The sequence below is a fragment of the Synechococcus sp. OH20 genome, from assembly GCF_047502685.1.
In the GTDB taxonomy this organism is placed as follows: Bacteria; Cyanobacteriota; Cyanobacteriia; order Thermostichales; family Thermostichaceae; genus Thermostichus.
The window spans coordinates 43,830-60,766 of record NZ_JANSIQ010000003.1; the positions used below are offsets into that span (position 1 = coordinate 43,830).

Sequence of the window (16,937 nt, forward strand, 5' to 3'; positions counted from 1 at the left end):
ATAGCCCTCTCAGGAAGACAAGATCCTCAGCAGCCAAAACAGGGGCAAGAAGGCCAGCACCCCTCGATCCAGCCGCCGCAGTTGTAGGCGGTGCCAGCGCAGGGGATGGTCGGGGCCGGTCAGCCCACGGGCTTGCATGGCCATGGCCATCTGTTCGGCCCGCAGGAGCAAGTTTTCAAAAAAGCGCTCCACCAGGGCCAGCAGGGTTTGCATCCCGCCCCGAAAACTGAGGGATCCCCAGCGCACATCCCGAGTTCGCACCGCCCGCACCAGGTTTTGCACCTCCTCCATCACCAGCGGCAGAAAGCGCAGCGCCAAGGTGAGGGTGAGGATCACCTCCGCAACCGGCCATCCCCAGCGCTGGCAAGGTTGCAACAGTTGGCCGATCCCAGCGGTGATCTCCTCTGGGGCGGTGGTCAGCAAAAACAAGTTGGTGGCATAGAGCAGCGTAAAGATGAGGGTGCCCAGCCGCAGGGCCACCGACAGAGAACGGCGGGACACCTGAAAGGTTCGTCCCAACAGGGAAATTTGAACCAAGCGGTAGCGATAGGGCGTTGGCCAGGCACGGGTTTGCTCGCGCCAGGCGCGGTCTGGGGATCCCTGTTCTACGGCTAGGTGAACGCTATCGCGAACGCCGGGGATCCCGGTCAGCCCATAGCCCACCACCTGCACATCCTGCCGCTGCGGCTGCGGAAAGACCCCCAATCCATCTGGGGCCAAGCTGGTGATCCCAAAGGTGAGCAGGCTGAGAGCCAACACCAGAGCGAGTTGGCCTGACCAAACCCGGCGCGGCAGACGGGCTGCCACCGTCAAGAGCAAGAGAAGTGCCACCACCGCCAGGCGCCAGCCATTGCCGGCCAAAATGGGACTGAGCAGGAAGCTGAGCAGCCAGGCCAGCTTCACGCGCGGATCCAGGCAATGTAGCCAGGTGCGAGGCTCTTCCAGATAAATCCCCAGCGGGGCATTGCGCAGGATATCCACGATCGGGCAAGCGGGAAACAGCCTATCTATGTAAGCTACCCGACTCCGACCGCTGGGCGGTATTCAAATCGCGGCCAAGAGAACACAACCCTCACTAGCCTTGGATCCCCCCTTGGCGGCATGATAAGAACGAGGGATCCGCAGAACAAGGCAAAAATGGACGTGCAACTGGGCCGCAATCGGCAGGCAAGACGCGCTTATGGGCTGGATGAGATCGCGCTGGCACCAGGCAGGCGAACTCTGGATCCCAGCCTGGTAGACACCCACTTCACTCTGGGAGGGATCCAACGGCCCATCCCCATCATCGCCAGCGCCATGGACGGCGTGGTGGATGTCAAGATGGCGATTTTGCTCTCCAAGCTGGGGGCGATGGGCGTGCTGAACCTGGACGGGATCCAAACCCGCTACGCGGATCCCGACGAGGTGCTGGATCAGATTGCTGCGGTCGGCAAAGACGAGTTTGTTCCCCTGATGCAGCGCCTCTACAGCGAGCCCGTCAAGCCGGAGCTGATCCAAGAGCGCATCCGCCAGATCAAAGCCGCCGGCGCCATTGCCGCCGCTAGCTGCGTGCCCGCCCATGCGGCTGAATATGGCCCCCTAGTGGCGGAAGCAGGCGGAGATCTCTTCTTCGTCCAGGCCACCGTGGTTTCCGTCCATCACAAGGTGCCAGAGGGCATGCAAAAGCTGGATCTGGCCGCGTTCTGCCGCTCCATGCCCATTCCCGTGGTGCTGGGCAACTGCGTCACCTACGATGTCGCCCTGGAGCTAATGCAAGCGGGAGCTGCCGGCGTCTTGGTGGGCATCGGCCCCGGCGCTGCCTGCACCTCCCGCGGCGTGCTGGGGGTGGGAGTACCTCAGGCCACCGCCATTGCCGACTGCGCTGCCGCCCGCGACCAGTTCTTGGCCGAAACCAGCACCTACGTTCCCATCATCGCCGACGGCGGCCTGGTGACCGGCGGGGATATCTGCAAGGCCATCGCCTGTGGGGCCGATGCCGTGATGATCGGATCCCCCTTGGCTCGCGCTCAGGAGGCGCCCGGTCGCGGCTTTCACTGGGGCATGGCCACCCCCAGCCCCGTTTTGCCCCGCGGCACCCGCATTCGCGTGGGATCCACCGGCACCCTGGAAGAGATCTTGCGCGGCCCTGCCCGCCTGGATGACGGCACCCACAACCTCTGGGGCGCTCTGCGCACCAGCATGGCCACCCTGGGCGCCGCCAACCTCAAGGAAATGCACCAGGTGGCGATCTGCATTGCCCCTTCCCTTTTGACCGAGGGCAAGGTGTACCAGAAGGCGCAGAGCCTGGGCATGGGGAAATAGCCCCTCAGGAAATGCTAGACTCAGGGAGCCGAGGGGGCGGTTAGCTCAGCGGTAGAGCGCCTGCCTTACAAGCAGGATGTCACTGGTTCGAGTCCGGTACCGCCCATCCCCGCCTTAGCCCGTGGCTCAGCTTCAGGATACACCCGCTAGCCAGGGCCGGATCCCTGAGGTAAAGTAATGGGTATAGGGCCTGGAGCGTCTGCCGCCCTTGAGCCTCGCATTGAGTCTCGCTCAAAAAGTGTGTAAAGTGGTAGACGATGTAAGACAGGGCTGTACTATGTTCTTCTAGAATTCGCAACTGTCAGGCTCGCTCTAGAGTTGGGCAGTTGGGCATCGCTAGGAGACGTTGCCACAGCTAAACAGGTGTGAGGACAAAAAACAAGGAGAGAAACATGCCCGCGAAACACACGAACTACTGGAAAACGCTGCTGGCTGGCACCCTGGGTGCAGCGGCAGTCTTAACCCCTGGAGTGGCCTATGCCCAAGCTACAGGGCCTGTCACCTCCATCTCTGAGCTTTCCGATGTGCAGCCCACCGACTGGGCATTCCAGGCGCTGCAATCGCTGGTCGAGCGCTACGGCTGTATTGCCGGCTACCCTGACCGCACCTTCCGCGGCAACCGGGCCATGACCCGTTTTGAGTTTGCCGCCGGGATGAATGCCTGCTTGGATCGCATCAACGAGCTGATCGCCGCCGGCCTGGCCGACAAGGTTTCTAAGGAGGACTTGGCTACACTGCAGCGGCTGCAGGAGGAGTTTGCCGCTGAGCTGGCAGCCCTGCGGGGACGGGTAGACGCGCTGGAAGCCGACGTAAATGACCTGAAGGGCAAGGTCTTCAACCCGGTCACCAAGCTGAATGCCCAAGTGATCACCGCTGTCCTGGGCAGCGCTCTCACCGACGACCGGGTGGTCAACAACAGGGTGGTGGCCGAGCAGAATCAGGCGAACATGACCCTGCCCTACCGGGTGCGCTTGAACTTCGACGCTTCCTTTGCTGGGCGTGACCGTCTGCGCATTCGTCTGCAGGCTCGCGATGCGGTAACCACCTTCTTCGCAGGGGATCCAGGCGTTGGCTTCCAAGGGGGTGGTGGTGGCACCTTCACACTGGCCCAGTTGGTCTATCAGTTCCCTGCCTTTAACCGCGCTGCCACCATCTACGCCGGCATCACGGGCACTGGGGTGTCCAGTGTCCTGCAATACAGCGTCCCCTTCGATGCCCTCTCCGACTTTGCCGACCTCCCCAACTCCACGGGAGATGTGCCCAGTGGCACGCTGTTTGGCTTCCGCTATCGCCTCGGCGACCAGTTTCGTCTGGCCTACGCCTACAGCACCCGCGGCGGCCAGACCTTGGGCAGAGGTTTCGGTGACAGCGGTTTGACTGGTAACGACAGCGCCCACACGGTGGAGCTGGGCTTTCTGCCGACGGAAAATCTGGAGCTATACTTGCAATTTGCTTCCACCTATCTGCAGGACGCTAGCCGCGGCCCCGGTTTCCTGGCTACCGGCAGCAGCCTTTTCCGCGGTCCGCTGCGCCGGAATGACGTCACCCCCTCGGCTCGGGTCAATGCCTTTACAGTGGCTGCTAACTGGGAGCTGAGCCCCCGCATTATCCTGTCCGGCTGGTTTACGGCGGGCAACGTTGACTATAACCTGCCCAATGTGGTGCCGGCTGGCACTATCGATCCGGGCGATGAAGACTTCAACGGGTTCTTGCTTGGTTTTGCCTTCCCGGATCTCTTCATTGAGGGTGCCAAGGGTGGTGTAGTCTTCGGTCAGCCGATTGTGACTACAGACAACGACGGGGTTTGGGATACTCGGCCCTTCATTGTGGATGTCTACTACAGCTTCCCGGTCAACGACTACATTACCTTGACGCCCGCCGCCTACTTTGTGAGCAATCCCAATGGGGGCAGGCCAGGGGACAACGACCCGACCATCGGTGTGGGTGCTCTGCGGGCAGTGTTCACCTTCTAACCCCTTGCTCTCCCGCCTAGGTTAAAAACAACGGAGGGATCCGCTGCGGCGGATCCCTTTTTTATGGAAAGTCTCCCAAGCCTTGCCCTGGAAGACATCGAGCAAGTTGGAGCGGGCGCCGGGAAGCTAGGGGTTACAAAAGGCGCACTGAGCCGGATCTGCCCAGGTCTCTGCCACAGGCTCGGTGTGGGTGTGGGAACAGCGGGCACAGCCATATACCCACGCCTTGGTTACAGGGGTGGGGGCACCACACTGGCCGCAGGGCAGCCCAGGCAGCGCACGGATGCGCCAGTAGCCGGGAGTGCCGCAGGCGGGGCAGAGGCTTTGGGCTTTGGCGATGAGGTTTTGGGTGGCTGCCGCAATCACCTGCAGGCGGGTTGGGTTGTACAGGGCCCGCATATCGGTTTCCAGGTGCAGCCTTCCCTGGCGGGCCAGCAGCTCCTCCACCACCTGCTTTAGGGTTGCTTCGTCTTGGATCCCTTTGTGGATAAGTTGGGGGTTTTCCGGCTGGTCGAGGGCGATCAGGCCGTGCTGTGGGAACCCCACCTGTCGGGCAAAGTCGAGCGCTTCTGCCCAGCTCTGCACCCAGCGATGGCTGAAATTGGTTTGGGTGCTTTCTGCATAGCCCACCAGCTCCAAGGGATCCGCGTCAGGTTCAAAAACCTTGAGCATGACCCATTCCTGGTTCCAAGGGATCCAGGGAAGCTGGGGGTGGGGGCCGAAGGATCCCTCGCTGGCCAAAACCAAAGAGGCAGGATAAGCTTGGCGGGCTCTCTCAATCTTTAGGCGTAGGGTGTGGATGGGATCCCCCGGTCGGGGCCGCTCCCGTGAGAAGGTGCCCAGTTGGTCGGTGTCGAGAGGTATCACTTGCACCTGGATCCCCAGGTGTTGGGCCAAGAGGGGGCCAATCACTTGCTCCTTGCGATGCAGGGTTGCCAAGTAGGCAACCCGACCTTGCCATTGCATAGACTCAGGCCCGACCCCGATCCGGCAAACGAAGTCTACAGCTTTATTGTTGGGCTCATCGGATGGCTCAAACCAGGGGACTGGGTTCTGCCGCCAAGCCCAACTGGGCGACGGCCTCGGCCAAAGCGGCCTCCCGGCTCTCCACAAACCGCTCTGCCGGCAAGGGCAAACGTAGGCTTTCCAAGCGCTGTCGGATCCGGCCCCTGGCCCCGACAATCCACACCTGCTTGCCGCGATCTAGGGCCTCACGAATGGCATTTTCCAGAGAGAGCGTCGCCGAAACCCCCAGCATCGGCACATCCGACAGATCCACCACCAAAGCCAGACAAGAAGCCACCGCCTGGTGTTGGCGGGAAATGGCCTGGGAAACCCCGAAGATCATCGGGCCGCTCAGGTAAAACAGCAGCACCTGGCCGCGGCCCTGGCGCAGCAATTCCTTTTCCCGCGGCGTGAGATCTACGGCATCGTCGGCATCGGTAATGGCCTTCACCTCTTCCGACTGCAGCTCGCTCAAGCGCTGGATGGTGAGCAAATTGGCCACAAACACCCCCACTCCCACGGCGGCGATGAGATCCACGAACACCGTCATGAACATCACCCCGTACATGATGGCCGCCCCTTTGAGGGAGAGGCGGTGGGCCCGCTTCAGGAAGCTCCAGTCGAGGATATCCACCCCCACCTTAAAGGCGATCCCCGCCAGCACCGCCATCGGGATCCCTTGGGTGAGGGGAGCGGCAAACAGCACCACCATCAAGAGGATGAGGGCGCGGGTGATGCCGGCTAAAGGGGTACGCCCACCTGACTGGATGTTCACCACTGTGCCCATGGTCGCCCCCGCCCCCGGCAAGCCCCCCAGGAAGCCGGAGACCAGGTTGGCGATCCCCTGCCCGATCAGCTCTTGGTCAGAGTCGTGGCGGGTGCGGGTGAGGTTGTCGGCAATCACCGCCGTCAAGAGGGTGTCGATGCAGCCCAGCATGCCCAGCACCACCCCGTCCAACACCAAGCTGGCCAAAGATGAAAAGGGCAACTGCGGCCATTGCACCTGGGGCAGGCCGGTGGGAATGGGGCCAATGCGCCGCAAATCCCAGTCAGCCATGAACCAGTTGGCCACCAGCGTTCCCAGCACCAGGGCCACCAACTGGGGCGGCACCGCCCGTCGCCAGGGCTTGGGATAGAAAAAGAGGATGGCCAGCGTCAGCAGCCCCAACCCCAGTTCCGGCACCTTGAGGTTAAGCAGGTAGGTCGGCAGGTTCTGCACCGACCCGATCACTCCCCCCTGGCTGGCGTGGCCCAACAGCGGCGGGATCTGCAGCAAAATCATGATCCAGCCAATCCCCGACATAAAGCCGGAGATGACGCTGTAGGGCATGAGGGTGATGTACTTGCCCAGCTTCAGGGATCCAAACAAAATTTGAAACAGGCCCCCCAGCATGACCACGGTAAAAGCTGGCCCCAACCCCTGATCCGGATAGCTGGCGGTAACCTTGGCAACCACCGCCGTCATCATCACCGTCATCGGCCCGGTGGGTTCGGAGATAAGGGTGGGGGTACCGCCGAACAGGGCGGCAAAAAAGCCCACACACACCGCCCCGTACAAACCTGCCACCGGCCCCGCCCCGGAAGCCACCCCAAAGGCCAAAGCCATCGGCAGCGAGACAATCGCCGTCGTCAGGCCGCCGAACAGATCCCCGCGCCAGTTTTCTAGGCTCAGACGCCGACGCCAAGCCAGCACTCCCCCACCTTGCCTCGTCACTTGGCCTAACATGCCCCACTGCCCTCAATGCTACAGGTAGCCTATCATTGAGCGTTACCATAAAGCCCCGATTAGAGGATAGGTTTTTATCTATCAATGTCTTCAGGGATCCCCTTTGGACAGGGGGCGGATCCGGACAACTCCCTTTGCCGGCAGCCACTCTACCCCGACAAAAGGCAATGGTAGACTGGAAGCACATGAATTTATTTTGTCACCATCCTGGGTTGCCGACCGTTGGCGGGCAACAGCGATTGGCGCTGCGACAGCCTCATAACCTCGAACCGTGCCCGCGCCCAAGCCGACCGGGATCCCTCACCTCTACCCCCACCCCATGAGCGACAACGAATTGACCGCACGCATCATCTCCACCGATCTGCAGCGGGAGATGGCGCAGTCCTACCTGGAATACGCCATGAGCGTGATTGTCGGGAGGGCTCTGCCGGATGCCCGCGACGGCCTCAAGCCGGTGCATCGCCGCATCCTCTACGCCATGCACGAGCTGGGCCTGACGGCGGATCGGCCTTTTCGCAAGTGTGCCCGCGTCGTCGGGGATGTGATCGGGAAATACCATCCCCACGGGGATCAGGCGGTTTACGATGCCCTGGTGCGCATGGCGCAGGACTTCTCCATGCGGGAGCGCCTGGTGGACGGGCACGGCAACTTCGGCTCCATCGACAACGACCCGCCGGCGGCCATGCGCTACACTGAGTGCCGCCTCACCGCCTTTGCCCAGGAAGCCCTGCTGCAGGATATCGACGCCAACACGGTTGACTTCATCGACAACTACGACGGATCCCAACAAGAGCCGCTGGTGCTGCCGGCGCGGATCCCGCAGTTGCTCTTGAACGGCTCCTCCGGCATCGCCGTGGGCATGGCCACCAACATCCCACCCCACAACCTGGGAGAGCTGGTGGACAGCCTGATCGCCCTCATCCACAACCCCAACCTAACCAGCCTGGAGTTGATGCAGTGGATCCCGGCCCCCGATTTCCCCACCGGCGGGCTGATCATGGGCCAGGAGGGCATCCGCGAAGCCTATACTACCGGGCGCGGCTCCATCACCCTGCGGGGGGTGGCCACGGTGGAGACCATCGAGCAGCGGGGCCGACCGGCGCGGGAGGCCATCATCATCACCGAGCTGCCCTACCAGACGAACAAGGCAGCCATGATTGAAAAAATTGCCGAGCTGGTCAACGAGAAAAAACTGGAGGGCATTGCCGACATCCGCGACGAAAGTGACCGCGAGGGCATGCGGGTGGTGATCGAGCTGAAGCGGGATGCCCAGCCGCAGGTGGTGCTCAACAACCTCTACAAGCAAACCCCCCTGCAGAGCAGTTTTGGGGTCAACATGCTGGCCATCCTCAACGGCGAGCCGCGCACCCTGACCTTGCGGGACGCGCTGCAGGCTTTCTTGGATTTTCGGGAGGAGGTGATCGAGCGGCGCACCCGCTATGAGCTACAAAAGGCGGAGGAGCGGGATCACCTGTTGCAGGGGTACCTGGTGGCTTTGGGGCAGTTGGATCGGGTGATCGCCCTCATCCGCGGAGCCGCCGATACCGCCGCCGCCCGATCCGAATTACAAGCAACATTGGGCCTGAGCGAAGCGCAAGCCGACGGGATCTTGCAAATGCAACTGCGCCGCCTCACCGCCCTGGAAGCGGAGAAAATCCAGGCCGAACACGAAGACTTGGTGAGGCAAATTGCCGATTTGCGGGATATTTTGGCCCGTCGGGAGCGGGTGATGCAGATCATCAGCGAAGAGCTGCAGCAGCTCAAGGCCCGCTTTGCCAGCCCGCGCCGCTCCCGCCTCTGTCTGGAAGACTGTGAGCTGCAGACAGCCGATCTGATCGAGAACCGCGAGACGGTCATCTTTCTCACGGAGCAGGGCTACATCAAGCGCATGGACATCAAAGAATTTCAGGTGCAGGGGCGGGCCACCCGCGGCAAGGCTGGCACCCGTATCAAAGACGACGATGCCATTGAACAGTTTTTTGCCTGTCGCAGCCACGACACCATCCTCTTTTTCACAGATCGGGGGATGGTCTATACCCTGCCTGCCTACGAGATCCCGCAGGGAAGCCGCACCGCCCGCGGCAGCGCCATCGTCCAGTTGCTGCCCCTGAGCCGGGAAGAGCGGGTTACCTCGATGGTGCCCGTGAGCAAGTTCAGCGACGACGAATATCTGGTGATGCTGACCCAGGGGGGCTACATCAAAAAAACGGCCCTCAGCGCCTTTGCCAATGTGCGTTCCAACGGCCTAATTGCTATTTCTCTGGAGGAAAACGATGAGCTGCGCTGGGTGCGCCGCGCCCGCTCCAGCGACGATGTAGTGATGGCAACCCGCCAAGGCATGTCCATTCGCTTCCGGGCAGATGACGAGCAACTGCGTCCCCTAGGGCGGCCTGCTCGCGGCGTGCGGGCCATCACCCTCAACCCCGGTGACGACATCGTCAGTATGGACATTATTTTCGCCGAGTCGGTGATGGCTGCTGAGCGAGAGGGGGAGGGGCTGGCCAACCCCTGGGTGTTGGTGATCACCAAAGAAGGGCGGGGCAAGCGCTCGGCCATCGACCACTTCCGTCAGCAAAACCGGGGTGGCAAGGGGGTGATCGCCACCAAGTTCCGCCAGGAGTCGGATGAATTGGCTGCCCTGCGCATCGTCAATGCCGAGGACGAGATCCTGTTGGTAACTGCCAGAGGCATTGTTATGCGCCAGTTGGCCAAGGCCATCCCCACTCAGTCTCGTGAGGCAACAGGGGTGCTGGTGCAGCGCTTGGATCCCGAAGACAGCATTGTAGCGGTGACGGTGGTGCCGGCCTCTTTTGTCGGGGATCCCACTGAAGTCGAGGAAGAGCCCGCGGGCGAAACCTCGGAAGACAGCCGTTGATCCTGAGGCCCCAGCTTCAGCTCTGGATCCCAGGTGCGGTATTTGCCACGGCAGAGGGGTAGGATCCCGTACCGAGAGGGGTGAGGATTGGGTGTTAGCGTTGACATAGCCCAAAGCGGCCAACTGCGAAGGCCTGAGGGATCAGGCCGGGCTTCCGAGTTGGGCTGGATCTGCTGTGTTTGGGGAGCTTGGTGACTCCATGTCGAGCCCATTAAATTTCATCCCTGGTTTTGAGGCTGTGCAAACTCCGAGCCCCGACAACCGGCTCTGGCAGTATCTGCAAGCTCAGGATCCCAGCATTTTTCAGGATATTGCCCGCAATTCTTCCCCTGAAGTGCTGGAGATCTTGGGCCACAACATCCGCAGCTTGGTGGGGAGCTTGCCCTCCGATCAATTTGGGGTGCAGATCATCACCAACCGCGAGAGCTTGGCGAAAATGCTCTCCGGCGCGATGATGGGCGGCTATTTTCTGCGGGTGATGGAGCAGCGTCTGGCCCTGGAGCAATCCTTGGGCAGCCCGTCCGCTCCTGACACTTCTCCTCATTCGGAGAGCGGCCATTCTTAGCCGCCCAGGCATAACTTCCTGCGGCATGGCGCTAGAGTGGAGCTGTCGGGCTGGGCCAGGAGCATGCAATTTCTCGTCGCTCTTTTGTTAGCACTGGCGTGGCTGTTTGCCCCCAGCCCGGTTCAAGCCCAAGGGGTTGCTTGCCCCTACGCCACCTTGCGCCTGGAGTCCAGGCTGGCGGTGGATGCCAAGCAAGTCTGCGAGGCGGCTGCCCCCTGGGCAGCGAAAGGTTTTCGGGTGCTGGTTTATCTCACCGATGCGCGGGATCCCTCGGAGCAGGCCTGGTTTGCCCGTTTGGATCGTGTGGAGGCAGAGGCCGGCCTGCGGGATCGGTCGCAAGTGGATTTTTACGACCGCAACGGCTTGACGGTAGCCGCCAGCACCGATACTTTCCCGCCCTGGGGGTTCAACATCACCTATGGCGAAACCCTCTACGGCACCCGCCTCGATACCGCCGACCACGAGTACCAACACCTCCGATCCCAGGTGCGCGAGCTGCTTGGCCAAGGGGATCCCTCGCAGGCGCTGGTGGTCGGGCTGCAGCAGAGCTATCGGCTGGCCTATCCGCCTCCGCCTTCCCCCTGGCCGCTGCTGGGAGTGGGGGCCGGTGCCGCAGCGGTGATCGGCGGCACGATCTCCTGGCGCAGGCAGCGGCGCCGCCGGCAGTTGCAAAACCAGATCCAAGTCCTGCAAGCTCCGGTGGCCACTCTGCTCTTGGCCCTAGAGGGTCTCTTGCCCAGTGACAAGCCGGAGGAGACTATCTTCTACCGGCTTTATTTGATTTTGGGGGGGGAGCGCTACCCACAGTTGGGATCCCGCCTCCTCGAGACTTTGCAGGCCTGTCGGCAGGCTCTCACGCAGGCCTTTTGGGTGCAAGGGCAGCTCTCCAACCAAACTCCCACCACCCTCAGGGAGCTGGAGCAGCAGGTGGAAGCCTGGGAACGCCTCTACATCAGCCTGGTGGGCAGCCGTGAGCGCCTGCTCAACCTCAGCGAAGAGCAACTGCAAACTCTGCTCAACCCGGTGCAGTTTCTTCCCTCTAACCTGGCCGAGGAAGGGGGATCCCTGCTGCGGCAACTGGAAGACCTGCGCCAACAGTTGGAAGGTCGCCCCCTGAAAGTCGAGCTGCTGCGGGTGGATCCCAGCCGCTTGGATGCCGATGGCATTCTCGGCCTGATCGAGCGGGTGCAACGGGAGCTGGATCGCCTGCAGAAGGCCCCTGCTCTGCTCTCCGCCAAGCTGGCTACTCTGGAAAACCGATTGCGCCAAGCCCCTGCGGGGATCCCGACCTCTCTCGGCTCTGGCTTGGCCGGGCTGTTGAACCAAGTGCGCTCCCTGCAGCAAAGGGGTTTGGATCTGGATGGGTTGGAGCTGGCCGAGGCCGGGATCCGCCTGCTGGATCTGCTGGCTCAACTGCAAACTTGGCAAAACCAGGGCTACCGCTTTCCCCGGCAGGCCGACGACCTGGCCCAACTGGTCTCAGCCCTGGGATCCCTGCCCGAGCTGCACAGCGCCATCGACAGACTAGAAAACCACAGCCGCGCCTACGTCCAGCAACACCAAAAAAACCAGGCCGAGCTCAGCCGCCTGCAAACTCAGCTCCAAAGCCTCAAGCAGCGCCTACCCGACCTGGATCGCCGGGTGTATGGGGGCTTCTTCCGCCACCCACCGCAGGAAGAGCGCAAAGCGCTGGAAGAAACGAGGCGGCTCCTCCTCTACATCAGCCAAGAGGGGATCCCGGCCATTCAGCGCTGGAACAGCCTCTCCGAGCAGAACTTCGATCAGGCCCAGCAAGAGATCGAGCGGGTTCAAGCCGCTCTGCAGCGCTGTGCAGACAGGCTGGATCGCCTGGAGCGATCCCTGTGGCAGGCGGAGCAAGAAGATGAGCGGCACAGCACCGTTACAGTCTTTACCTCGACTTCCTCTTGGGACAGGGACTTTGGCCGCTCTTCGGGCACGGGATCCTGGGGCGGCTCTTCTGGTTCTTCCGGCTCCTCCTCCCGCCATTCCTCCGGGGGCAGCTCTTCCCGCCACTCTTCGGGCGGCTCCTCCCGTCGTCGCTAGGGGGTGGGGATGACCAGCTCCACAGCCGTATCCAGGCGCGAGGGCGGCGGTGGGGCCTCGCCTGGGGCCAGTTCCAGGTAAGGGGCCAGGGGGGAATTGGCTTTCCAGCGGGATCCGATTTCGCCGGCCATTTGGGTGACCTGGATTTGATAGAGCTGCGCCAGCTCAGCGGCGTTGAGGTTGCCCCGCTCCACCTGATCGCGGCTGGCTTCTGCCAGAACCTCCGCCATGAGGTTGCCCTGCTCGTCAAACCGCCACAGCTCCAGGCGGCTGCGGGAGCGCAGACTCACCTCCGTCGGCGAGGCCGGGCGGGTGAGGACATCGACGCGGGCGATGACAATGGCCTCCAGGCCCAGGTAATCGAAAAACTGGCTCACCGCTTCCGGCTTGCGGCGATCCCACTCAAACAGCTCGTAGACCGGCCAGCCCACCTGGCGCAAAAGGGGCTGCAGGCGGCGGTTGTCCAGGGGCACCACCTTCTCGCTGTTGGGGATCAGGCCCAGGCGCACCGCTTCGATGGCCAGGCGCTGGCCCAAAAGCTGGGTATGTTCCAGCCCTCCTACCCCCAAAATGCCGAGGCGACGCCGGGGTTGGGGCCGGATGGGCACCTGCAAAACCACATCCACAGGGGTGGTCAGGCCCGCCTGCAGCAGGATCTCGTGCTCCGCCTTTTCGTAGTCGGGGTGCCATACGGTCAACATCCAACGTCCGGCAGGAGCCTGGTCGAGCTCAAACGCCCCCTGCTCGTCGGTTTGGACAGGTTGATTGGGGTTCTCCATGCCCTCCAACTGCACCTGCGCCCCGGCCACCGGCTGCCCCAGGCTGTTGCTCACCTGCCCCACCAGCCGCGCCTGGGATCCCGCTTGGTCTCTGTTATGAGGAGGAAACAGCGGCGTGAAGCGAGGAAGGGGGGTGGCCGGAGCCTGAGCCAATGCGCTTGCAGCCAGGGCCAGCCAGCCGCAGAGAGCCAAACTGCCCAAGCTGACCCTGCGCCCGCGAGAATTGAGAGAGAAGAAAAGAGGCATGGCAAGGCTGCATCCAGTAGTAGCAGTCGGTTCTATCAGGGCAAAATCCTGCTGCAGGGATCCTCACCCAGAAAAGGGATTGTTGGCCTGCCATTGTTGGATAAAGACGGGCACCATGTTGCGCACCTGCAGCCGAAACAGGCCCGCTGCCGCATCTTCAAACAGCGGATCTCCGCCCACATCATCCCGCCCATAGGCCTCATAGTAGCGAGCCCGATCCCCCGGCCGATCCCGCTGCAAGTCCACCACCACCACCAGGCCGCGGCTGCGCAACTGGTTGGGGGTGAAATTGGGAATTTCCACCGGCACAGCCGGGGCCAGGAAGCGCAGGGCCGTATTCAGCAGCGAGCTGCCCTGGCGGTTGTAGTCCCGCGAAATCTGCAGTTGGGTCAAGAGAATGTAGCGCAAGCCAAGGGCATCGCCGATGGCCTTCAGCTTGGCCAAGTCGGCGGTGTAGCGCTCATCCCGATCCAACAGAGTGAGGCCCTGGATGAGGGGCAAAAGCGGCTCAAAGCGGGGATCCGGCCCCAAAGGCCCGTTCAAAAGCAGCACCGGTCGCTGCGGCTGCAACTCCTTCAGGGCCAGGCTGAGGTGGCGGGCCAGCTCATCCGAGTAAACCGGCTCATCCGGCAAAAGGCCAATGCCCTCCGGCTGGCGGGCCGGCTGCCCCGGCGGCAGGCGAATATCTTGGGTGGATACAAAACCGGCCCGCACCTCCACCTGGGTGCTGGTGGGCGGAAACCCCGGCACCTCCACATCCACCAGGTACAGCCCCGCCGGCAACTCCGGCAATACATAGGTGCCGTCGGCAGCGATGCGAACCGTCTGCGGGGGCTGCGTGGAGGTGGCGGCCAGGCGCAAAACCCCCGTCTGGACGGGTTGGCCGGCAATATCCAGCACCCGCCCCGTCACCACGCCGCGGTTGCCGGAAGAGGGGATCCCATTCTGCTGGCTTGCCCCCCCATTCCAGGGCTCCGCCCGTCCGTCGCCAACTTGAGCCTGAATATCCACCAGACGGCGCAAAGCCGGGATCCCTGCCGCCACCACCCACAGATCCCGCTCCCCCAGCCTCACCAAACCCGTGGGTTGTCCCGCCAGCCGCAGCGAGGCGGCCAATCGCCCCACCTCCAGATCCACCACCTGCAGACGGTCGCTGTTGCGGGAGGTCACGTAGGCCCAGCGGCCATCGGCGGAAAGGGCCAGCCGTGTCGGTCGCCAATCCAGGCCAATCCGCTGCAGGGCCTCGCCGCTGCGGCCCAGATCCAGCACCGTCAGATCCTGGCTGCCCGAGTTGAGCACCACCAGGCGTTGCCGTTGGGCATCCAGAGCCATCGCTTCTGGAGTGTTGCCGCCGCGCCAGCGAGCCAACAGCTCGCCATTGTCGGGGTTGACCACCAGCAGGCTGAGGGGATCCTCGCCGGCCAGGCCCACAAACAGGGCTCCCCGCTCTGGGTCATAGGCCAAAGCCAAGGGTGGCCCCGGCAGCGGCAAGTTGCGGGCCTGCGGAGGCTCCGATCCATTCCGTTGGCGGTTGGGAGCGGGGATCACCGCCAAACTTTGGGCGGCGGGCATGGAGGCGAAAACTCGCCCCCCGGCCGCATCCACGGCCATATCCAAAACCCCCGCCGGCAGCCCGTAGGCCTGCAGCAGCTCCCCCGTCAGCAAATCAAGGGCCACCACCCCAGGAGCATTGGGGCCGGAGGCATAGACCACCTGCTGCACCGCATCCACCCGCACCACGCCGGGGGCAAAGCCCACCGCCACCTGCCACAGGGGATCCCCGCTCGCCCCATCCAGCAGCGTCACTGCCTGCGCTTCCAACAGTCCCACCGCCAGCCAGCCCCGCTCCGGCACCGCATCGAGGCGATCGGCAGAGCTGGGCAAGGGCAAAAGCCAATCCCCCTCCCCCCTCTGCCCGTTTTCCGCCGCCGAGAGGTTCCCCCCAGAAGCGGGAGAGCCTGTTTCAGGCGATTGCCCCAACACCGGGGAGCCCAGCCCCAGCACACCGCCCAGCACGACCAGCCACTGCCACCGCATTGCCCTTCTCCACCCCAGAGCCGCGCCTGCTTGGACCCAGCATAGCCAACCTGCCTGTTCGCTTGCCCTCGGAAGCCCAAACACATTTTGACAGGCTGCCCAGACGAACTTAGAATGGATATTCGCTGGTTTTAGCAGGATCAACCATGAAGGTGCGGCCCTCCGTCCGTCGGATCTGTGAAAAGTGCCGAGTTATCCGCCGCCATGGGCGGGTGATGGTGATTTGCTCTTCTAACCCGAAGCACAAGCAGCGGCAGGGATAAGGGCACGACGGCGGCTGTGTCCAGGATCGCAGCAGAAGACAAAGACAGCGGAGCCTAGCACAACGGAGCAGAGCCCTGGGCGGCGGTGAGAGCATGGATCCCACGTTTGGCCTTGCTGTGGCACATTCCCCACTTTGGCGATCCCAATCTTAGCAGCCGGCAGGCAACTCAGTTCTTTTGGGCAAGTTTGTTCGAGTTAGTTTGATTGGTCGGATTATAAGGCATCCCAGACTATGGCACGGATTGCGGGAGTTGACATCCCTCGAGAAAAGCGAGTTGAGATCGCCCTCACCTACATTTATGGCATTGGGCTCACCCGCTCGCGTCAAATTTTGGCGAAAACCGGCATTAACCCGGATACTCGTACCCGTGACCTCAGCGACGCCGAGGTGGCCGCCCTACGGACGGTGGTGGAGGGCGAGTACCAGGTGGAAGGGGATCTGCGCCGCCAAGAGGCGATGAACATCAAGCGGCTGATCGACATCGGCACCTATCGAGGCCGCCGCCATCGCCTGGGTCTGCCCGTACGCGGCCAGCGCACCCGCACCAACGCCCGCACCCGCAAGGGGGTGAGGAAAACGGTTGCCGGCAAGAAGAAAGCTCCTGCCAAGAAATAAGACCCTTCGACCATTCCAATCCCAAACAGTTGTCAAACAGTTGATTGCAAGGACGCATGGATCATGGCTCGGCAGCAACGGCGCGGACGTAAAGTCAAAAAGAACGTTCCTAACGGAGTGGCCTATATTCAGTCCACCTTCAACAACACCATCGTCACCATCACCGATCCCAACGGCGATGTAGTGTCTTGGGCTTCGGCAGGTTCTACCGGCTTCAAAGGCGCCAAAAAAGGCACCCCCTTCGCCGCCCAAATGGCCGCAGAAAATGCAGCGCGGCAGGCGATGGAGAACGGCATGCGTCAGATCGAAGTGATGGTGAGCGGTCCAGGAGCCGGCCGGGAAACCGCCATTCGCGCTCTGCAGGCAACGGGCCTGGAGATCACCCTCATTCGGGATATCACCCCCATTCCCCACAACGGCTGCCGACCCCCCAAGCGGCGGCGTGTCTAAAGGATCCCGCCTTGAGGGCCGGGCGAGCGTCTGGGG

General features: G+C 62.7%; 13 protein-coding genes and 1 tRNA gene. 9 read left to right on the forward strand and 5 right to left on the reverse strand.

All coding sequences use genetic code 11. The features are described from left to right. Positions 1-9: 9 nt before the first annotated feature. Positions 10-981, reverse strand: coding sequence for an energy-coupling factor transporter transmembrane component T family protein (locus tag NW826_RS00695; protein ID WP_414509184.1), 972 nt, complete (start codon positions 979-981; stop codon positions 10-12). Positions 982-1,137: 156 nt separating this feature from the next. Between NW826_RS00695 and NW826_RS00700 the strand changes: the two genes are divergently transcribed. The 3 genes from NW826_RS00700 to NW826_RS00710 all read left to right on the forward strand — a co-directional run bounded on the left by NW826_RS00700 (position 1,138) and on the right by NW826_RS00710 (position 4,274). Then, complete coding sequence (locus NW826_RS00700) at positions 1,138-2,301, forward strand: GuaB3 family IMP dehydrogenase-related protein (protein ID WP_414335148.1); 1,164 nt, start codon at positions 1,138-1,140, stop codon at positions 2,299-2,301. A 34-nt stretch (positions 2,302-2,335) separates the two neighbouring features. Continuing rightward, positions 2,336-2,407, forward strand: a tRNA-Val gene (locus NW826_RS00705). A gap of 286 nt (positions 2,408-2,693) precedes the next feature. Beyond that, positions 2,694-4,274 (forward strand): iron uptake porin, encoded by a 1,581-nt coding sequence (locus NW826_RS00710; RefSeq protein WP_414509185.1) that lies wholly within the window; start codon positions 2,694-2,696, stop codon positions 4,272-4,274. A gap of 126 nt (positions 4,275-4,400) precedes the next feature. Here the strand turns inward: NW826_RS00710 and NW826_RS00715 are convergent, their stop codons facing one another. Both NW826_RS00715 and NW826_RS00720 read right to left on the reverse strand, forming a co-directional pair. Beyond that, positions 4,401-5,240, reverse strand: coding sequence for a DUF6671 family protein (locus tag NW826_RS00715; RefSeq protein WP_414509186.1), 840 nt, complete (start codon positions 5,238-5,240; stop codon positions 4,401-4,403). A 67-nt stretch (positions 5,241-5,307) separates the two neighbouring features. Continuing rightward, positions 5,308-7,005 carry a SulP family inorganic anion transporter gene (locus NW826_RS00720; RefSeq protein WP_414509187.1) on the reverse strand — a complete coding sequence of 566 codons (1,698 nt, stop codon included), beginning with the start codon at positions 7,003-7,005 and terminating at the stop codon, positions 5,308-5,310. A gap of 319 nt (positions 7,006-7,324) precedes the next feature. On the opposite strand from NW826_RS00720, the gene gyrA reads away from it, so the two are divergent. The 3 genes from gyrA (at position 7,325) to NW826_RS00735 (ending at position 12,509) form a co-directional block, all read left to right on the forward strand. Beyond that, entirely contained in the window at positions 7,325-9,880 is a 2,556-nt protein-coding gene (gene gyrA, locus NW826_RS00725) for a DNA gyrase subunit A (RefSeq protein ID WP_414509200.1), read from the forward strand. A 238-nt stretch (positions 9,881-10,118) separates the two neighbouring features. After that, positions 10,119-10,445, forward strand: a complete 327-nt coding sequence (locus NW826_RS00730) for a DUF760 domain-containing protein (RefSeq protein WP_414334831.1) — start codon at positions 10,119-10,121, stop codon at positions 10,443-10,445. A gap of 63 nt (positions 10,446-10,508) precedes the next feature. Beyond that, complete coding sequence (locus NW826_RS00735; RefSeq protein ID WP_414509188.1) at positions 10,509-12,509, forward strand: hypothetical protein; 2,001 nt, start codon at positions 10,509-10,511, stop codon at positions 12,507-12,509. Here NW826_RS00735 and NW826_RS00740 read toward each other — a convergent pair. Next, positions 12,506-13,534 carry a carboxypeptidase-like regulatory domain-containing protein gene (locus NW826_RS00740; RefSeq protein WP_414509189.1) on the reverse strand — a complete coding sequence of 343 codons (1,029 nt, stop codon included), beginning with the start codon at positions 13,532-13,534 and terminating at the stop codon, positions 12,506-12,508. The two genes, NW826_RS00735 and NW826_RS00740, sit on opposite strands and share 4 nt — an antisense overlap. 63 nt (positions 13,535-13,597) lie before the next feature. Continuing rightward, positions 13,598-15,571: a carboxypeptidase regulatory-like domain-containing protein gene (locus tag NW826_RS00745; RefSeq protein WP_414509190.1), complete on the reverse strand. Its 1,974-nt coding sequence runs from the start codon at positions 15,569-15,571 to the stop codon at positions 13,598-13,600. A 146-nt stretch (positions 15,572-15,717) separates the two neighbouring features. On the opposite strand from NW826_RS00745, the gene rpmJ reads away from it, so the two are divergent. The 3 genes from rpmJ to rpsK all read left to right on the forward strand — a co-directional run bounded on the left by rpmJ (position 15,718) and on the right by rpsK (position 16,901). Then, positions 15,718-15,834: a 50S ribosomal protein L36 gene (gene rpmJ / locus NW826_RS00750; RefSeq protein WP_011433187.1), complete on the forward strand. Its 117-nt coding sequence runs from the start codon at positions 15,718-15,720 to the stop codon at positions 15,832-15,834. A 233-nt stretch (positions 15,835-16,067) separates the two neighbouring features. After that, positions 16,068-16,451, forward strand: a complete 384-nt coding sequence (gene rpsM / locus NW826_RS00755) for a 30S ribosomal protein S13 (protein ID WP_414334835.1) — start codon at positions 16,068-16,070, stop codon at positions 16,449-16,451. 63 nt (positions 16,452-16,514) lie between these two features. Then, positions 16,515-16,901 (forward strand): 30S ribosomal protein S11, encoded by a 387-nt coding sequence (rpsK, locus tag NW826_RS00760; protein WP_414348903.1) that lies wholly within the window; start codon positions 16,515-16,517, stop codon positions 16,899-16,901. Positions 16,902-16,937: the final 36 nt, after the last annotated feature.

Bases quoted from the DNA above. Each gene is read 5' to 3' on its own strand.
- NW826_RS00700 (WP_414335148.1), top strand. From the start codon at position 1,138: ATGGACGTGCAACTGGGCCGCAATCGGCAGGCAAGACGCGCTTATGGG.
- NW826_RS00715 (WP_414509186.1), bottom strand. From the start codon at position 5,240: ATGCAATGGCAAGGTCGGGTTGCCTACTTGGCAACCCTGCATCGCAAG.
- NW826_RS00745 (WP_414509190.1), bottom strand. From the start codon at position 15,571: ATGCGGTGGCAGTGGCTGGTCGTGCTGGGCGGTGTGCTGGGGCTGGGC.
- rpsK (WP_414348903.1), top strand. From the start codon at position 16,515: ATGGCTCGGCAGCAACGGCGCGGACGTAAAGTCAAAAAGAACGTTCCT.
- NW826_RS00735 (WP_414509188.1), top strand. From the start codon at position 10,509: ATGCAATTTCTCGTCGCTCTTTTGTTAGCACTGGCGTGGCTGTTTGCC.
- gyrA (WP_414509200.1), top strand. From the start codon at position 7,325: ATGAGCGACAACGAATTGACCGCACGCATCATCTCCACCGATCTGCAG.
- NW826_RS00720 (WP_414509187.1), bottom strand. From the start codon at position 7,005: ATGTTAGGCCAAGTGACGAGGCAAGGTGGGGGAGTGCTGGCTTGGCGT.
- rpmJ (WP_011433187.1), top strand. From the start codon at position 15,718: ATGAAGGTGCGGCCCTCCGTCCGTCGGATCTGTGAAAAGTGCCGAGTT.
- NW826_RS00740 (WP_414509189.1), bottom strand. From the start codon at position 13,534: ATGCCTCTTTTCTTCTCTCTCAATTCTCGCGGGCGCAGGGTCAGCTTG.
- rpsM (WP_414334835.1), top strand. From the start codon at position 16,068: ATGGCACGGATTGCGGGAGTTGACATCCCTCGAGAAAAGCGAGTTGAG.
- NW826_RS00710 (WP_414509185.1), top strand. From the start codon at position 2,694: ATGCCCGCGAAACACACGAACTACTGGAAAACGCTGCTGGCTGGCACC.